We start from the raw sequence: 17,451 nt of genomic DNA on the forward strand, positions 1-17,451 counted from the left end.
GCATTAAACTAAAGATCAAATTGAACAAGCAAATATGTTAAAGAAAACTTCTGAAAGACAAAAAATACAAGAGATCTTGGATAAAATAGAGGCTGACTCATTTAGTCCATCTGATATAGATTTAATATTAATAAAACTAAGAGAATATTCTAAGCCAAAAAGTTTATTTCAAGAAATTTCACATTTCGCAGCACACAATGAAATGAGAGATCAAGGAAATACTTTTTATCACATGAATGGTTTTTTTAGCAGTATGTTATTTCATACGAAGCATAGCTTTGATGAAAAAGAACCCTTAGATTTTAGCAAACCAATACCAAGCTATGTTATTGAAAAAATAAAATTTAATATTCATTTGTCTAAAGATACCTTTACAGAAAAATATAAATGCTCTCAAACTCAATTTGAAAGTAAATTTAATAATGTATTCCAAAAGATCAAGGGAACAAATACGTATAAATTAAAAGGAACTCTCAAAGGTACGGTTCGAAAAGTTACAGAAGATATGTTGCAGCTTTTGATTAGTCAGCCACTTTTTACGCAAGAACAGATAATTGAAGAGTTCATCAACGTTTTAAAAGAAAATCAGTTTTCCCTTGATGAAAACATATATAGATTACGTTGTGAGAAAATTATTCTTTTTATAATTTTTCTAATGCATGGTACGGAATATAGTATTACAAAAGAGATAAAAGCTATATCCTTCATTGATATAAATAAAGAGGACAATTTAAGAATATTGAGCTTAAATGCTCATGTACCAACTCCATATAAAGATACTCTCATAACGTGTGTGTATCCTCTAATCTCAACAAAACTAGACTATTTTCATCATTGTTCTGAAAAAATCATTAAATCAGGAATTAATGATACAAATAGAGATATGTTAATAATTAAAAATAGAAAATTAGATTTTTAGTTAACTACTAGTTGAGGTTAATTAATACCCTGTCTAGGAGTAAAATGGCAGAATCAACGTCCGTTAAATCAAAGTGTTTTTTAAGTCGATGCTAAACTAAAATAGCATGAATCATCATGCTATTTTGTATTTATAAGAGCCTCCCATGCTTTACCCTATGCCCAAAAAAATCCAACTCGCACCCTCCCAAGCCAAATGGCAACTATCAACTACAGATTCAGTACTCATTTTAGTGGGATTACAAAATTTAAGGATGATGGCAGGCATACAAGACAGCGACCTCATGACTCATCTGATTCAAATCAGCAATAAAGCCAAAGCACTTGATATTCCAGTTGTTGATTTGTACGGTGATGATTTGATGCAGGGCATGCAGCAACTTGGTGAATATGCATCATCGCATCCACAACTGATTTTTGCCGGACAGGTCACGCCGATGCTGAAACAAATCCTGCCGCATTTGCAAAGTGTCACCGAGCAAATCTGTGTTGTGGACGATGCAATTTTATTGCCGAATCAGGAACAGCATATTCAATGGATTGATAACATTTCGGTACAAGGTTTGCATCATATGAATAGCTATAGTTTGACTCGGCTCTGGGATTTAAGTGCGCCGTCCAATTATGTGCTTTCCACCAAGGGGATTATGCTCGCCGTTGCTGAACAACTGAACATGGATGCACTTGAAATTGATCCTTATGTTGATTTAAGACAATACGGACTGGATTCTGTGGCTATTGTCACTCTGGTTGGCATTTGGCGCGCGCATGGGGCAAATATCACTTATGAAGATGTCCTAAAACATAATTCACTGCATGAACTGGCCAGCTTTATATTGCAATCGGCAGGTTCATAAAGTGCTATTGAAATTATTTTTGTTTAAAATCGAAAAAACCGTCGCCAATTCAAGCATTGTGCATTGTAATTCTGTGCCAAGCTTTCTATCATTGCCGGCTTGTTTTCGCGATCAGCCTGGGATTGAACATTGAGTAATTTTCTAACCGAACATCTGATACATCGTGATGAAGATTTTATGGTCATCCATAAACCTGCAGGTGTGCTCACTGTTCCCGGCAAAACCGAAGATTTACAAGATTGCGTGATCAACCGATTATTAGAAATAGAACCAAAAACATTACTGATACATCGTCTGGATCGAGATACTTCCGGCATTCTGGTGTTTGGCCTAAGCAAATGGGGACAAAAAACCATTTCTCGCCAGTTTCAGGAACGCCAAACCGAAAAAACCTATCAGGCTGTTGTGGCAGGGCATCTTGAAGGGGAAGGCACGGTCGATGTGCCTGTGGTGTACGATCCTGAACATCCGCCATTACATATTGCCGATCCCAAGCATAACAAGCCTGCATTAACTCATTGGCAGGCGATTGAACATTTTCAAATTCAGGGACAGGCGGTTACGCGTGTCAAACTCACGCCAATTACCGGGCGTTCACATCAGCTTCGCGTGCATATGCAGTATCTGGGGCATCCGATTGTTGGTGATACTTTATATGCTACAGCCGAGCAGCAACAGTTAATGCCGCGTCTGTGTTTGCATGCCGAAAACTTAAGTTTTTATCATCCGCAAACAGAGCAGTTGGTAGAGTTTTATTATCCTGTGCCTTTTTAAGGTGAAAACTTTTTAATCTCATCGATTTTGCGCACTTTTTAGTGGGCTTTATGTCAAAATATATTGCTTAAAGACCTATTTTTTTGCTCAAATACTAGGCAGTTTTTGAGCTTGAAATTAGAGTCGTCATTTTTAGATAAAGGTGGAAAAATTGCATCAGTTTGCTATTGGTCAGCGTTGGTTATCAGATACAGAAACAGAACTCGGATTAGGGGTTCTTATTGATGTAGATGAACGATCGGTTAGCATCTTATTCCCAAAAAGTGATGAAACGCGTGTCTATGCACGTAACAATGCACCTTTATCACGTATCGTTTTTAACATTAAAGATGAACTGCAGGATCAGGAAGGCACCAAATGGGTGGTTGAGTCTTTTGAAGACCGTCATGGTGTGGTGCGTTATAACGTGATTCGTACTCTGGAAGATGGTAGCGAAGAACGTAAGTCGTTAAATGAAACCCGTATTGGTGCGACCATTCAGCTGTCTAAACCGCTTGACCGCTTGCTGGCCAGCCAGGTCGACTATAAAGAATGGTATGACCTGCGTATTGAAGCATTACTGATGCAAGCCAATATGAAGAACAGTCCCTTACGTGGCATGGTCGGTGCACGTGTCGGCTTAATTCCACACCAGCTTTATATTGCACATGAAGTGGGTCAGCGTTTTGCACCGCGTGTATTACTGGCGGATGAAGTGGGCTTGGGTAAAACCATTGAAGCAGGTTTGATTATCCATCAACAACTGAAAACTGCCCGTTCTGAACGTATCCTGATTTTAGTTCCAGATTCACTGCAATATCAGTGGATGATTGAAATGCGTCGCCGTTTCAATCTGGAATTCTCTTTATTTGATTTGACCCGTACCGCATCAATTAAAGAACATGATCCTGATTTAAACCCGTTCCTGACCGAGCAGCGTATCATTGCTTCTGTTGACTTGATGGTCGATCATGATGATTTACGTGAACAGGCTTTAGAAGCCGGTTTTGACCTTCTGGTAGTAGACGAAGCGCATCACCTGATGTGGAGCGAAGAGGAAGGCGGTAATGACCGTTACGATCTGGTTGAAGAACTCGCTGAAAAAACACCGGGTGTTTTACTGCTCACTGCAACGCCAGAACAGCTTGGTGTAGAAAGTCATTTCGCACGTTTACGTCTGCTCGATCCACAACGCTTTAGCTCACTGGATCGTTTCTTGGACGAAGAAGAGCAGTATCATCAAACGGCAAAAATTGCTGAAGTGTTGATGTCGGACATGCCTTTGGAAGAAGGACATTTAAAAGCGATTGAAGGCTTGTTAGGGCATAGCATTCAGGATGAACCTGAACAGCGTTTCCGTGCCATTCATGAATTGTTAGACCGTCATGGTACAGGCCGTATTTTATTCCGTAATACCCGTGAAGCGATTCAGGGTTTCCCGGGCCGTGACTGTCGACCAGCAGCTTTACCCGCACCTGCAAACTGGTCTAAAGACGGTAAATTGCGTGAGCAAATGTGGCCTGAAGAAGCACAGCTGGATGGTGCCTGGATGGAGCATGACCCACGTGTGATGTGGCTCATGGAAATGCTGCGTACCGAACTCAAGCACAAAAAAGTATTACTGATTGCACGTAGTGGCCCGGTAGTTGAAGCGCTGGAAAATGTTCTGCGTTTGCATGCCGGCATCCGTACCGCCATGTTCCATGAAGGCATGAGCCTGCTTGAGCGTGACCAGGCAGCAGCATATTTCGCTGAAGAATCTTATGGCGCACAAATCTTGTTGTGTTCTGAAATTGGTTCGGAAGGTCGTAACTTCCAGTTTGCATCAGACCTGATCTTGTTTGACTTGCCTGCCAACCCGGATGTGCTTGAACAGCGTATTGGTCGTCTGGACCGTATTGGTCAGGAAAACCGTATTCAGATTCATGTACCTTATTTGATGGGTACAGCACAGGAACGCATGTTCCGCTGGTACAACGAAGGTTTGAATATTTTCAGCAATATTTCACCAACGGCACAAACCCTGCAAGAAAACTTCATTGTGAAATTAAAAGACTGTTTATTGGCAGACTTGGGTCAGCAGTTTGAAGATTTGCTTGAAGAGGTTAGCGTTCAGCGTGAAGCGCTGGAAGCGGAATTACAGGAAGGCCGTGACCGCTTGCTTGAATACAACTCTTGCCGTCCAATCGTGGCGCAGGAAATTGTGCAGGCGCTTGAAGATTATGACGACAACACCACTTTGCCAATGTTTATGAAACGCTTTATGGCATCGACCAATATCGATTTCGATGAGCAAAGTAACGGCACCGTCATCATCAAGCCGACCGATCAAATGCAGGTTCAAGGCTTGTCTTTAGATGAAGAAGGTATGACTGCAACCTTCTATCGTGATCAGGCACAAGTTCGTGAAGATGCGCAATATTTGACTCTGGAACATCCCTTCACTGAAAGTGTGATGGAGATGATTAATACCCAATCTTTTGGTAGTACCAATGTTGCGGTATTAAAATCTGCTGCATTGCCACAAGGTTCGGTATTGCTGGAAGTATGGTTCAAGGTGGATGTGGTTGCACCGAAAGCATTAAACTTGCCGTCAAGCTTGCCGCAACAGCTGATTCGCGTATTGCTCAGTGAAAAAGGTCAGGACCTATCTGACAAGATTGTACCAGATATCCTGAAACCTTATTTACATCACCTGGATGGCAATAGCTGCCGTCAGGTAGTGAAAGCACGCCGTGAAGTCATTGAACAGCGTTATGCACAGGCATTGGATATTGCCAAAGCTGCATTGCCAAACTTTAAGCAGCAGGCTAAGGAAGTTTATGGCAACAAATGGCAATATGAAATTGACCGTTTAAGTTACCTGAAGCAATTTAACCCAAGCATCCGTGAAGATGAAATTTCACGTTTGCAGAAATTCCAGAAAGAAGGTTTGAACCTGTTAGAGGGTTTATCAGTCACACCGGAAGCGATTCAGGTGATGGTGGTGGTTAAGCCATAAACAAAAGTTTTTTCATAAAAGAGCACCTACGGGTGCTTTTTTATCGGCACTATTTTCTTTAGTCTGAACATTGGTTTATCTGGAGAGCAGAACAAATCTCATGCTAAAATGAGCAAATAATTATAAATCATATTAAGAATAACAATGGCTCAGTCTTTAGTCACCATGGGTTCTACAACCTCACACGGCGGTATAGTTTCAGAATGTGATCCTTCGTTTGTCATGAATGGAATCGCTGTGCATTTGCATGGCATGAAGCATTATTGTCCTCAATGTCAAACTATGGTGTCGGCCATTGCTGCGAATCAATCTACATTGGTTAAAGGTCGTGGAGCGGTCATTGCAGGGGATAAAACCAGCTGTGGGGCAACGTTTTTAGGCAATCAGTTTCTGGTGGTTTCGAAAAAATAAATTTCAGTAATCCAATTATTTTTTGTGCTGGATGATTCTGCGGTTTAATGCTATCTGACTTGCAAGTCAGGGAATCATAGATTTAGCGATTTCATCTAGGTTCGCTTTTGCTTAAGCTATCGCACTATTAATGGCACAAATTAAACAAGAGCAACGGGTATGACAGATGGATTATTCAAGAAAAATGCGATTCATTTTACCCATGCCAATGGTATACCTTCAGCCACTTATCAAAAGTTTTTTAATTACTTTAAAGCCGATTTTAATTTAAAAGCCATCCCGATGATTGGCCTGAATCCACAATATCCAGTGACCATGAGCTGGCAGTATCTGGTCGAACAGGTGATTGCAGACATTGAACAGCAATTTCCAGATCAGCAGGTGATTGGGCTGGGTCACTCATTTGGTTCCTTGGTCACGTTAATGGCGGCCTATAAACGCCCTGATTTGTTTTCACAACTGATCATTATGGATCCACCTTTTGTGATTGGCAGCAAGTCGGCTATTTTTGAAGCTATGCAAAAACTTAAATTAAAAGCTGTGGATAAAATCACGCCTGCAGCGATTACGCTTAAACGCAACGATCATTGGCGCAGTTTTGATGAAGCCTATACATCTTTGCGAAATAACCGACTGTTCAAGAATTTTGATAAGCAGTGTTTTGATGATTATTTTGCACATGGTATTACACAAGATCAAAGTAGAGGAGGCGTGACTTTAAGCATTCCTAAAGCCATTGAAGCGGAAATTTTTAGAACTGTACCTGCGTGGTGGTGGCGTACGCCGCGTAAAGCACCGCGAGTACCTGTACATTTAATTACAGCAGAGCAAAGCCATTTTTATAAGCAAGGTTTACCCCAAGGGATGAAAAAAACTTATGGTGTTGAGTTTAGTGTAGTCGAAGGCGGACATATGTTTCCTTTAGAGCAACCTGAAAGCACAGCCCAATCGGTGAAAAAGATCATTTCAGCACAGCAAAATATTGAATGCGCAGTGAAGAATTTAGACGGGTATTCTTCACAAGCAATAAAATTATAAATTACCGAATTTTCGCTTCATCCAGATGGCGTGCACCTTCTAGAATCATCCGAATCATGATCATGGTTTGTTCGGCAATTTCCTTACGTTCCTTCGCAGAGATATCAATGACTGTTGCACCCATATTAAATACCAGTTGGGTAATGGCTTTTGCGGCGATATCGGGGTGAGAAAGCCTGTTGTTATTGAGGCGTTCCAGGCGAATGAGATCTTCCTGTAATTCTTGCTGGAAATAATTTAACTGGCGTTCAACCGCTAATTTATATGAAGCGGAGCCGGTGTAGGCTTCACGCAGCAATAAACTTAAATTGCCTTCATCGGCATCTAACTGTTCAATAAAAACTTCGACTGAACTGCGAATAATGCTGTTTTGCTTGGAGGCCTTTAAGCGCGCTTGGTGCAAAATTTGACGTAATACAATCCCGGCACGATCAATCAGCTCAATCGCAAGTTCATCTATATCTCTGAAATGCCGATAAAAACTGTTGGGCGCAATGCCAGCTTCACGCGCAACTTCACGTAGGCTCAAGGAAGAGATGCTTTTTTGCGGTCCAATTAAGTTCAATGCAGCTTGAAACAGCTCTTCTTTGGTAATGGTTGCTTTTCGTCCTACAGTACGGACGATCACCGGTTCATGAACAACATTCTGTTTATCAACAGGAGCATCAACATTTTTTTTGATTGAAGACGGGTTCATATTTTTCAAGGGATTAGAGATACGAAAACATTATAACGGTTGCATTGCAACTTGGGAAATGAATAGAAACAATACAAATATATATACAAGTATATATACATGTGTATAATAATTAAAAATCGATCGCGTGGTACTGACTATGCATGTTGTAGAAAAAATGAAATCTCCCTTAGGTTCACTTGCTGATAGCGTTATTGACCAGTACGCGGCTAATTTCTGGTTGCAAAAATTTAATTCACTTTGGTCTGTGAATCAGGCATTGGGTAAAATTGTGCAGAAAGAAAATGCTGCACAAAATATGGTGAGTTTGACTATTCAAGTGAACCGTCATTTTAAAATGGGGCAAGCAGGACAACATCATCCGGTCTTTGTGGAAGTCGATGGTATTCGCTATGAACGCAGCTATAGTTTGACTCAACTCGATCGCCAACATATTTTGCTTACAGTAAAAAAAGTCGATCAGGGTAAAGTCAGCTCGTGGCTGGTGGAGCAGGCTCAAGTCGGCGATATTCTTGAATTTGGTCAGCCTTATGGCGATATGCTGTTACCTACGCAGGCTCAGCCAATGATATTGCTTGCGGCGGGTAGTGGTATTACTCCAATGCTAAGTTTACTCAAAGCACTCTCTAAAACAGATCGCATGACTCAAGCACCGATCCAGTTGTTGTACTGGGTTAAACAATATGCCGATGCTGCTTTTAAAGCACGTTTTGAACAACTGGCTGAACAATATTCTAATTTTTCTTTTCAGATTTTTTATACCCAGGAAGAAGATGCGGGCAAACGCTTAAACCAGGACCATTTGGCTTTGGTAAATAATATTGAAAATAGTCTGGTGTATGCCTGCGGCCCATCCGGATTTGTTGCACAGGCGGAACAGCTGTTTGCAAATGCACAGAGTTTCAAAAGTGAAGCTTTTAGCATGACACCTGTTGAAACTTCCGATATTGGCTTTGTTAACATAACCTTATTGAAATCTAATAAAGTACTGGTTATCCCTAAAGGCCAGTCTATTCTGAGCAGTCTGGAACAACAAAATATTAAACCTACTCATGGTTGTCGCATGGGCATTTGTCATAAATGTGTGTGTAATAAAGTTGAAGGTTCAACTAAAGATCTAGTGAATGGTAGTCAAAATTCCGAACCTGGTAATTTATTAAAAATCTGTGTCAATTCAGCTCAGTCAGATCTTGTGATTGATTTATAAGTGAGTTAAAAATCATGAATATGCCCGTTAAAGTAGAATATTTTAAAAATCCTAAAAATGGTGAGCTCACTCAATCTCAATTAGATGATTTGGCTCGTGAATTGGATATAATTAAACAAGAAGTGCTAGATGATATTGGCGAAAAAGATGCCAAATATATTCGTCGTGTTTATTCAACCGTTCGTTATGCTTCCATTGCAGGGCGTGCCTGTTTGTTTGCAGGTTGGTTCCCACCAGCTTGGGTTTTAGGTACTGGCTTACTTGGCTTTGCTAAAATCATGGAAAACATGGAGTTGGGTCATAATGTCATGCATGGTCAATATGACTGGATGAACGATCCAAAATTCAATGGTCCAAGTTATGAGTGGGACATTGTCGGCACAGCAGATAACTGGCGTCAGACCCATAACTATAAGCACCATACCTATACCAATATTAAAGGTATGGATGATGACATCGGTTATGGTTTGCTGCGCCTGTTTCCGGAACAGCGCTGGAAACCAGGCTATCTTTTACAACCAATCTACGCCATTCCATTTTGCTTGTTGTTCCAATGGGGCGTAGCAATTCAAAACCTTGAATTGGGTAAAGTATGGTTTGGTCGTAAAAGCAAAGAACAAGCCAAAAAAGAATGGCAGCCAATGCAAAAGAAAATTGGCAAACAATTGTTTAAAGATTATGTGTTTTTCCCATTGATTGCAGGCCCTGCGGCTTTACCTGTATTTACTGGTAACCTGGTTGCTAATGGTATCCGCAATATCTGGACCTTTAGTATTATTTTCTGTGGTCACTTCACTAAAGATGTAGAGGTGTTCCCGAAATCAGTGCTAGAAAATGAAAGCCGTGGTCACTGGTATATGCGTCAGATCCGAGGTTCATCTAATCTGACGGGTTCAGAAGCCTTCCATATTTTGACAGGTCATTTAAGCCATCAAATTGAGCATCACTTATATCCTGATATTCCGGCACGCCGTTACCGCAAGATGGCGCCTAAAGTTCAGGCAGTTTGTGAAAAATATGGTTTAAATTACAATAATGCCAGCTTGGTTAAACAGTATGGCAGTGTGCTTAAACGTATTGTTAAATATGCTTTTCCATTCAAGAAGTAAATAAAATTTAAATAGATGGAAACATCATTTAAGTTGTTAAAGCGATTTGAATTGTGACAAGACGTGATTTTCTCATCTAGCCAAATTCTTAACTAAAAGTGACTTTGAAAGAGTCACTTTTTATATTTGAGGAATAGATCAAATATTTAATTCATACAGTAGACTGTTTCAAAAAATACTTTTTTTAATTTATTGTAAATTTTTGTTGATTTTTTTTCAAAAAAAATGTGAAATTTATTATTTTGAGCATTTTTGCTATTGTTAATATTTAAAAATAAAAGTCAATAAAAACGAATCTCTTATACACATCTTGTTATAAAAATACTTGCAAACTATTTAGCTAAAGAATTTGTATATTTTTCATCCTATTGAAAAATAAAATAAAATTATTAATTCAACATATTTTATGAAAGCTAAATATAACACGAATCCTGTTTAAGCCAATGATTCCATTACTCGAATGGTTGGCTTATTTCGGTGGCTCAATTGATATGCACACAATGAAGCATAAATCCCTCCTAGAAATCCACAAACACTACGTGCTCTACTCGTCACTAAATTGTATTGTCCCTTCAATAGGCTGAATAATGTTTCTATTTTATTGCGCTGCTTTAAGTGATATTCATCTGATGCACAGAGTTGAACAGATTGCATGTTCTTTCGATGATAGGTAATTAAATCAATACGTTGCTCTTTCAGTTTCCTTTTTAATTCCTGACTGATATAGCCACGGTCGGCATAGAGTTTCGCCTGTAAACCTTCAACTCATTGTTCAACCATTTTAATGTCAGCAACATGCCCATTGGATAAAGCAGAACACACGATTTCACCAAATTGATTCATCACGATATGTAATTTACAGCCATAAAACCACCCCATTGAACTTTTACCTCGAGATGCGATCTTGGCTAATGATTTATGACGCTGAATACGCTGATTTTTACAGACAGGCAGAGTCGTTGAATCAATCCATAAATATTGGCTATGTTGAGCTTTCATTACAGCTACATGTAAAGCATGTAGTGCTAATTGATGCATATTAATCAGGTGAATCATGCGTTGATAACAGGGTAAGCTCTTAAATAAATGACTTTTATCCTGTTTCAACCATGAAAAAAATGCTTTGAAATTATTGAAGTGAGAACACTTATACCCAATGGCGATAAAGATGATTTCAGAGATACTCAGTTGTGCTTTTCGGATTCTTAAGCAGTGATGGCTTTGCTTTAGAAATTTCCAATAAGTTGCTTCAAATTTAAAAAAGAAATCATCAATTACACAGAATAATTCGGTACTATTGAACATCAGGATTAGAGCTATGAGTTTTGTGTGGTAACTCAACTGATGGCTCTAGTCCTTCTGTTTTTCAAGTCAATTTCTTATCCGCGATTCGGGTTAATTAATAAAACTAAGCCAACTTTTTATAACTGATAATTTCGGGTAATTGCTGATCTGTCCCCACCATAAAAGTATGATTGGCCATTGCGAGCATTTCATCATCTTCACGACTATTGCCATAGGCATAAATCACCGCATAATCATCTAAATGATATTTTTCTAAAATTCGTTGTCTTTTTTGTTCCGAACTACAATCGGGTGTGGTGTATTGTCCCGTATAAACCTCATTGACCTGTTCAGTCTGGGTACAAATTAAGTCAATATTTAATAGCGTACAGACATGCTTGAGATAAACATCGACCGATGCTGAAACCAGGACTACATCATCACCCAAAGCTTGATGCTGCTTAAGCTGTTCCAGTAGAGGATGGTTTAATTGAGTCATTAAGCTCGCAGCATATTTCTGTGCTGACTGTTGCAGTTTCGGAGCATTGGCATTACTAAACATAGCACGAAATAATTTAGAACGCATGGCATGTGCAGGATAGGCATTTAAATAGTAGGCCTGAATCCAAGGCAGAATTTTTATGCCCTGTTTAACAATATGACGTTTAGAGAGTGCATAGAAGATAAACCCTGTGAAACTGTCCTTGGTACACAGGGTTCCATCAAAGTCGAAGAGCGCTAGATTTTTATTCTTTTTGCTCGTTGCATACATGATTGGTATCTTCCATTGACGCGGGTTGCATACCAGTTGGTATTATAATCGCGGCTTAATTTTGGACCAGAAATGACCACTTTAGGCATGATAGCATAAATCGGTTTTTTGCCGGTTTTCTCTTGGTAAAGCTTTGATACAGCACGATAGGTTGCTGTATCTTCAAAATCTTTCTGTTTTTCCTTTTTCAAATCTGCACGGATTTGGCGAGGAGTAACCAAAATATTATTGGCAGCAAAAACACTAATCAGATCACGCTCGGATTGGCTGCTTATAGAGCGAATAGAACCTTCTTTGGTATACAGCAGCAGATCACCATCCAGTTCTAGCTCATCTGAAGTCAAGTCATTCAGCATGCTCTGGAAAGCCGCATTGCGACTTGAGTACATACCGGAGTTGTAGTCTGCAAAACGGTAAATGGGCTTGTCATAATCGGCCGGATACATCATCAGGCGATGAATACCGTAATACAAACCACCATATTGAGTATATAAATCGGTACGCAATTCGGCACTGCTGCCACCTTGACGTTTGTGTGCTTTGGCATAGCCGATATGGACTTGCATTGAACCCAATGTGGTCACGGGATTTAAGTTTTCACCAATGTCTTGTCCGACCAGTTTTGCTGCACCTGTGAGCGTACTGACATGATAATGCTTTGACATATAGCTAAAAATTTCACGATATAACTCATCCAATTCGCGTTCGGTTTGCACCTTACGCATCTGGCTTAAATAGTTATTGTTAGGACTCGGCTGATTTTTTAAAACTTCTTCAAAATAGCCTGCAACCGTTCCACCCAGTGTATCACCCAATTTGCTTTTAAATTTTTCATCCAGACGGTCTTGAACTTCCTTCACCGCTTTTTCACCCAAGCCTGAAACGTGCGGATCTGCAATGAAGTTGGATTCCTGATCCACTACAGCCACGATAGTGCAAATATTTTCTTTGGTTTGAGGGATATCCAGCTGATCGGTAATACTGTAAATATCTTTAGCCCATGAGGCACGCTGATGAACACGTGATGGAATAAGGCGCTGGATTTGATCTTCTTCTAGTGTTGGTTCATGATTTTTCGACCACCATGAATTATCGCCACATGCCGCCAGGCTAAGTGACAAAGCTAGAATACTCAAAGATTTAACACGAGATGAAATAAAAAGAGTTTTTTCCATAATAATGAAAACATATTCCAAAAGGGTGAGCCAGTACAGCAGATGAAGTATACTATGCCAGTCGAAAAAGTGATGAATTTATATGTATATTGGTCCATATCAACTGTCAAATAATTTAATTGTTGCTCCCATGGCAGGTGTTACGGATCGTCCATTCCGGACGTTGTGTAAATATTTTGGTGCAGGGCATGCGGTCAGTGAAATGATGACTTCAGACCAGACCTTACGCATGAGTAAGAAAAGTCTTTACCGTGCCAACTTTGATGGTGAACTGGCACCGATATCCGCACAGATTGCCGGTTCAGAACCGAATGAGTTAGCGGAAGCGGCACGTTATCAGGTAGCAAATGGCGCACAGATTGTTGACATCAATATGGGCTGTCCGGCGAAAAAAGTCTGCAATAAATTAGCCGGTTCCGCCTTATTAAAAGATGAAGATCTGGTCGCGCGAATTTTAGATACCGTGGTGGCTGCAGTAGATGTTCCAGTCACATTAAAAACCCGTTTAGGGTATTTAAATGGTCATGAAAATATTCTGCGTGTAGCAAAACGTGCTGAACAAGCAGGCATTGCAGCCTTGGCTTTGCATGGACGTACCCGTGAAGATATGTACTTGAATACGGCACGTTATTCTTTAATTAAAGAAGTTAAAGAAATGTTGAAGATTCCAGTCATTGCCAATGGCGATATCGACAGTCCTGAAAAAGCCAAGTATGTGCTGGATTATACTGGTGCAGATGCTGTGATGATTGGCCGTGCGGCACAAGGTCGTCCCTGGATTTTTCGTGAAATTGCCCATTATTTGAAAACTGGGGAACAGCTTGCAGCACCAAGTATTGCTGAAGTGAAAGATGTACTATTAGGACATTTATCAGAACTGTATGATTTTTACGGTGAATATTCAGGTTGCCGTATTTCGCGTAAACATATTGCCTGGTATACCAAGGGTTTACGTTCAAGCAATGAATTCCGCCAAAATATGTACAAGGTCGAAAGTACAGCTGAACAGTTTAATGTAGTGGAAGACTATTTTAATCAGCTCCTTGCTCAAGGCGAAATTATGAGTGATGTACAGGTCGAGCAGGTGAACCTGCTTGAAACCAAATAGGCTTTTGTTGGTTTTTTATTATCATGCTCAACATAGGTCACTGCTCTTTATTGAAAAGGTTTCATCAAAATAAAGAGCAGTGATTTTTTTCTTTATCAATATTTTTTGCATAACTTGTATAACAATACTCAAAGAATTACAGGCTACAACATCACATCACCCAATCAGGACACTTATAAGACAGAGCTTACCTAAAATTGCCCTATGCTAAATCCAGCCGAAGAAGATGCGTATTGGAGAGAACAGCATCATAAGACGCCTTATTTCAATGAAACCCGAAATACCTATAGTGATTTAGACTACGACCGGGATTACCGGAATGCTTATCAAGTAGGTTATGGTAATAGGATTCAATATGACCGTGATACTGAGTTTGAGCATGTTGAACTGGAATTAAGAAGCAAGTGGGAAAAGTACCAAGGATCAGTCTCGTCTCAACTGGGAAGAAGCCAAATATGCAGCTAAAGATGCTTGGCATCGTGCTACACGTTAGTTATACCCGATAAAAAAACCTCTCAAGTGAGAGGTTTTTTATGGCTTATCTGACCTGGATAATTAGGCTTGACTCATTTCCAGAACCAGTTGATTAATCAAATCCGCAGCTTCCATTTCTCGAATTTGAGCTACATTGGTACCCGCCCAAAATGCACCAAACCCATCGTCGCCTTGTGCTGTTGCCACGGCATTGAGTTGTTTACCCAGATCATAGCAATAAGGATAAGTGGCGACTTGCGGTCGTTCAGGCCGATCGACTTGGGTATGCCAGTGATTAATTAAACCACGTGCAGGACGGCCAGAAATACTTGTGCTAATTTGAGTAATCGGTTTGCTAAATAGTGCTTTTCGATAAGCAGCATTTGCATTGGAACTTTTACATTGTACAAAAGCAGTCCCAAGTTGAACGGCTGCTGCCCCCAATTTCATTAATAACTGGGCTTGTTGCCCATTCATAATGCCACCCGCAGCAACAATAGGTAAAGTGCAATACTGTTTTAGCAATTGCACCAAATCTGAGGTTTTAACAGCACTGTCAAATGTTTCGTTAAAAATACCGCGATGCCCACCTGCCTCAATGCCTTGTGCAATAATGACATCAATACCTGCCGCTTCAATTTCAAGGGCTTCCGCCAGATTGGTGGCTGACACCATGGTCATAATGCCAGCCTGTTTTAAGGCCTGAATTTGATGAGGATGTGGAATACCAAAGTGAAAACTGACTGCTTGGGGACGCGTTTCTAGAACCAGATTTAAATAATCGTCGTTATCGAGAAAGCTGGGATAAATACAGTTTAATTCTTTGGGTGGCACAGCCTGATACTTCTCAAATTGTGGTGCCAAATATTGAATCCATTGTTCTGCAACTTGGGAATCTAATTCTGAACTTTGATGACAAAAGAAATTTACCTGAAAAGAGTGATGAGTCAGGGCTTGAGTCTCTAGAATTTGCTGACGGGCAGCTTCAACTGTACTGGCACCTAACCCTAATGAACCTAAACCGCCTTGATTAGAAACTTCAGCAGCCAATTTGGGGGTGGAAACACCTGCCATCGGGGCAAGAAAAATAGGATGTTTAATCGCAAGTTGTTTTAATAAAGTCATATTCAACTCCTCCTCATCTATATCACTTTGCCCAAGCCTTGAAAATTAAGCAAATAATATTCGTTATTTCCTTGCGAAATAAAAAGACTTTTATTTTTATTCAATAACAAACAATACGTCAGTCTCTGTCGTGCTTAAGATCAGTGAACACCTCTCTGAAAATTAAAATTTTATAATGTATTTTTATTTTTGAGTGCTGTCTGCGCATGTCTGAGCGTATCCGTGAAAAACTGCAAATTTTAGCTGATGCTGCCAAGTATGATGTGTCGTGTTCTTCAAGTGGCAGTAACCGTAAAAATAAAGATAAAGGTCTGGGCAATTTGTGTCTCACGGCGCTCCAATGACGTGAAACGGGCGGCATTTACCGTGCAGGAAGTGGTTGATTTGACCATGAACTTTTATCGCCGTAATTATATTGAAGGCTTGTTTTAAGTTCGGGAATATTTAAATCGGCAGATTACACCATGGAACGTATGCTGCAAGTGGTGAAAAAATTACGTCTAGAAGAAAATTTTAATGGCTATATCCATCTAAAAACCATACCTGGGGCATCATCGGAAATCATTACCGAAGCCGGTTTATATGTAGACCGCATGAGTATTAATTTAGAAATGCCAACTGCAGCAGGCTTGCAAAAATTTGCTCCCGGAACGAAAAAACCCATGCAGAAGTGCAAAAAGATTTAGGCATTGTGCGCGACCGTTTAATTCAATTTAAAGATGAACGCAAGCTAATTCGTTCCGTTCCTCAATTTGTTCCCTCAGGGCAAACCACCCAAATGGTCGCGTGGGCGCGCATAGTGAAACCGATCAAGATATTATTTTAATGGCGGACCGGCATTATAAGGAATTTAAACTGAAACGCGTGTATTACTCCGGTTATATTCCGATCAATGGGCAGGAAAAATCTTTGCCGGCAATTGGTTCTGCACCGCCTCTACTTCGAGAAAACCGGTTATACCAAAGTGACTGGCTGATGCGTTTTTATGGTTTTGATGCGACTGAACTGGTCGATGAAAAACATCCGAATCTGGATTTTGATGTTGATCCCAAGCTGAGTTGGGCACTGCGTCATCCGGAGCAATTTCCGGTCGATTTAAATTGTGCTGATTACCGCATGATTTTGCGCGTGCCCGGTATTGGCGTGCGTTCTGCTAAAAAATTGTCCAGGCGCGTCGCTTTGGTAAAATTCATATCGATCAATTAAAATGTATTGGGGTGGCGTATAACCGGGCGCAACATTTTATTCGTTGTGCCGATACACCTAAATTTATTAAAGAACAATTACCGAGCCAGATTCGTCATCAGATTTTACAGTCGGGACAGTCAAAATATACTCAACAACTCTCCCCACAATTAGGCTTTGGTTTCTGATGGCGACCTATGGCTTCGATGGTAGTATGACCGGTTTACTCAATTGTGTATTTCGTGCCTTTCAATTTAAAGAGTTTTAGGTCAATGTCACTAGGGCGTGTCCTCATTTGAAGAATTGTTTTTAAATACTTAAAATCCTCCTTTAAGCC

13 protein-coding genes and 4 pseudogenes are annotated in these 17,451 nt (G+C 40.2%); 12 read left to right on the forward strand and 5 right to left on the reverse strand.

The annotated features are described in order from the left end of the window. Positions 1-34 precede the first annotated feature (34 nt). From LZZ98_RS15060 to LZZ98_RS15085, 6 genes are all read left to right on the forward strand, one after another. The gene (locus LZZ98_RS15060; protein WP_237788546.1) at positions 35-919 is read left to right on the forward strand and encodes a hypothetical protein; all 885 of its coding nucleotides are present in this window, start codon (positions 35-37) and stop codon (positions 917-919) included. A 145-nt stretch (positions 920-1,064) separates the two neighbouring features. Continuing rightward, positions 1,065-1,775, forward strand: a complete 711-nt coding sequence (locus LZZ98_RS15065; RefSeq protein ID WP_237788547.1) for a phosphopantetheine-binding protein — start codon at positions 1,065-1,067, stop codon at positions 1,773-1,775. A gap of 129 nt (positions 1,776-1,904) precedes the next feature. Next, the gene (locus tag LZZ98_RS15070) at positions 1,905-2,549 is read left to right on the forward strand and encodes an RluA family pseudouridine synthase (protein ID WP_237788548.1); all 645 of its coding nucleotides are present in this window, start codon (positions 1,905-1,907) and stop codon (positions 2,547-2,549) included. Between the two features lie 142 nt (positions 2,550-2,691). Beyond that, a complete protein-coding gene (gene rapA, locus LZZ98_RS15075; RefSeq protein WP_237788549.1) occupies positions 2,692-5,529 on the forward strand; it encodes an RNA polymerase-associated protein RapA in 2,838 nt (945 codons plus the stop codon). Between the two features lie 144 nt (positions 5,530-5,673). Beyond that, on the forward strand, positions 5,674-5,940 hold the full coding sequence (locus LZZ98_RS15080; protein ID WP_237788550.1) for a PAAR domain-containing protein: 267 nt from the start codon (positions 5,674-5,676) through the stop codon (positions 5,938-5,940). Between the two features lie 159 nt (positions 5,941-6,099). Continuing rightward, complete coding sequence (locus tag LZZ98_RS15085; RefSeq protein ID WP_237788551.1) at positions 6,100-6,978, forward strand: alpha/beta fold hydrolase; 879 nt, start codon at positions 6,100-6,102, stop codon at positions 6,976-6,978. Between the two features lies 1 nt (position 6,979). Here the strand turns inward: LZZ98_RS15085 and fabR are convergent, their stop codons facing one another. After that, the gene (gene fabR, locus LZZ98_RS15090) at positions 6,980-7,675 is read right to left on the reverse strand and encodes an HTH-type transcriptional repressor FabR (protein ID WP_237788552.1); all 696 of its coding nucleotides are present in this window, start codon (positions 7,673-7,675) and stop codon (positions 6,980-6,982) included. A 139-nt stretch (positions 7,676-7,814) separates the two neighbouring features. Between fabR and LZZ98_RS15095 the strand changes: the two genes are divergently transcribed. Together LZZ98_RS15095 and LZZ98_RS15100 are read left to right on the forward strand one after the other, a co-directional pair. Then, complete coding sequence (locus LZZ98_RS15095; RefSeq protein ID WP_237788553.1) at positions 7,815-8,882, forward strand: ferredoxin reductase; 1,068 nt, start codon at positions 7,815-7,817, stop codon at positions 8,880-8,882. Between the two features lie 14 nt (positions 8,883-8,896). Then, a complete protein-coding gene (locus LZZ98_RS15100; protein WP_237788554.1) occupies positions 8,897-9,991 on the forward strand; it encodes a fatty acid desaturase family protein in 1,095 nt (364 codons plus the stop codon). A gap of 435 nt (positions 9,992-10,426) precedes the next feature. On the opposite strand, the pseudogene LZZ98_RS15105 reads toward LZZ98_RS15100, so the two are convergent. The 3 genes and pseudogenes from LZZ98_RS15105 to LZZ98_RS15115 form a co-directional block, all read right to left on the reverse strand. Continuing rightward, positions 10,427-11,296 (reverse strand): annotated as a pseudogene (locus LZZ98_RS15105) (IS982 family transposase). 103 nt (positions 11,297-11,399) lie between these two features. Further along, complete coding sequence (locus LZZ98_RS15110) at positions 11,400-12,047, reverse strand: HAD-IB family phosphatase (RefSeq protein ID WP_237788555.1); 648 nt, start codon at positions 12,045-12,047, stop codon at positions 11,400-11,402. Further along, positions 12,014-13,222 carry a DUF1615 family protein gene (locus LZZ98_RS15115; RefSeq protein ID WP_237788556.1) on the reverse strand — a complete coding sequence of 403 codons (1,209 nt, stop codon included), beginning with the start codon at positions 13,220-13,222 and terminating at the stop codon, positions 12,014-12,016. The genes LZZ98_RS15110 and LZZ98_RS15115 overlap by 34 nt, the downstream gene beginning before the upstream one ends. Positions 13,223-13,304: 82 nt before the next feature. Between LZZ98_RS15115 and dusB the strand changes: the two genes are divergently transcribed. After that, entirely contained in the window at positions 13,305-14,330 is a 1,026-nt protein-coding gene (gene dusB / locus LZZ98_RS15120; RefSeq protein ID WP_237788557.1) for a tRNA dihydrouridine synthase DusB, read from the forward strand. A 210-nt stretch (positions 14,331-14,540) separates the two neighbouring features. Continuing rightward, positions 14,541-14,823, forward strand: a pseudogene (locus tag LZZ98_RS15125) (hypothetical protein); the annotation flags it as partial. Positions 14,824-14,885: 62 nt separating this feature from the next. On the opposite strand, the gene LZZ98_RS15130 reads toward LZZ98_RS15125, so the two are convergent. After that, positions 14,886-15,935, reverse strand: a complete 1,050-nt coding sequence (locus LZZ98_RS15130) for an NAD(P)H-dependent flavin oxidoreductase (RefSeq protein ID WP_269091881.1) — start codon at positions 15,933-15,935, stop codon at positions 14,886-14,888. 200 nt (positions 15,936-16,135) lie between these two features. Between LZZ98_RS15130 and LZZ98_RS15135 the strand changes: the two are divergent. Then, positions 16,136-17,302: pseudogene (locus tag LZZ98_RS15135) on the forward strand (putative DNA modification/repair radical SAM protein). After that, positions 17,302-17,379, forward strand: a pseudogene (locus tag LZZ98_RS15140) (TIGR03915 family putative DNA repair protein); the annotation flags it as partial. The pseudogenes LZZ98_RS15135 and LZZ98_RS15140, both read left to right, overlap by 1 nt. Between the last annotated feature and the right edge of the window lie 72 nt (positions 17,380-17,451).

The organism is Acinetobacter sp. SM34 (genome assembly GCF_022012365.1).
Taxonomy (GTDB): domain Bacteria; phylum Pseudomonadota; class Gammaproteobacteria; order Pseudomonadales; family Moraxellaceae; genus Acinetobacter.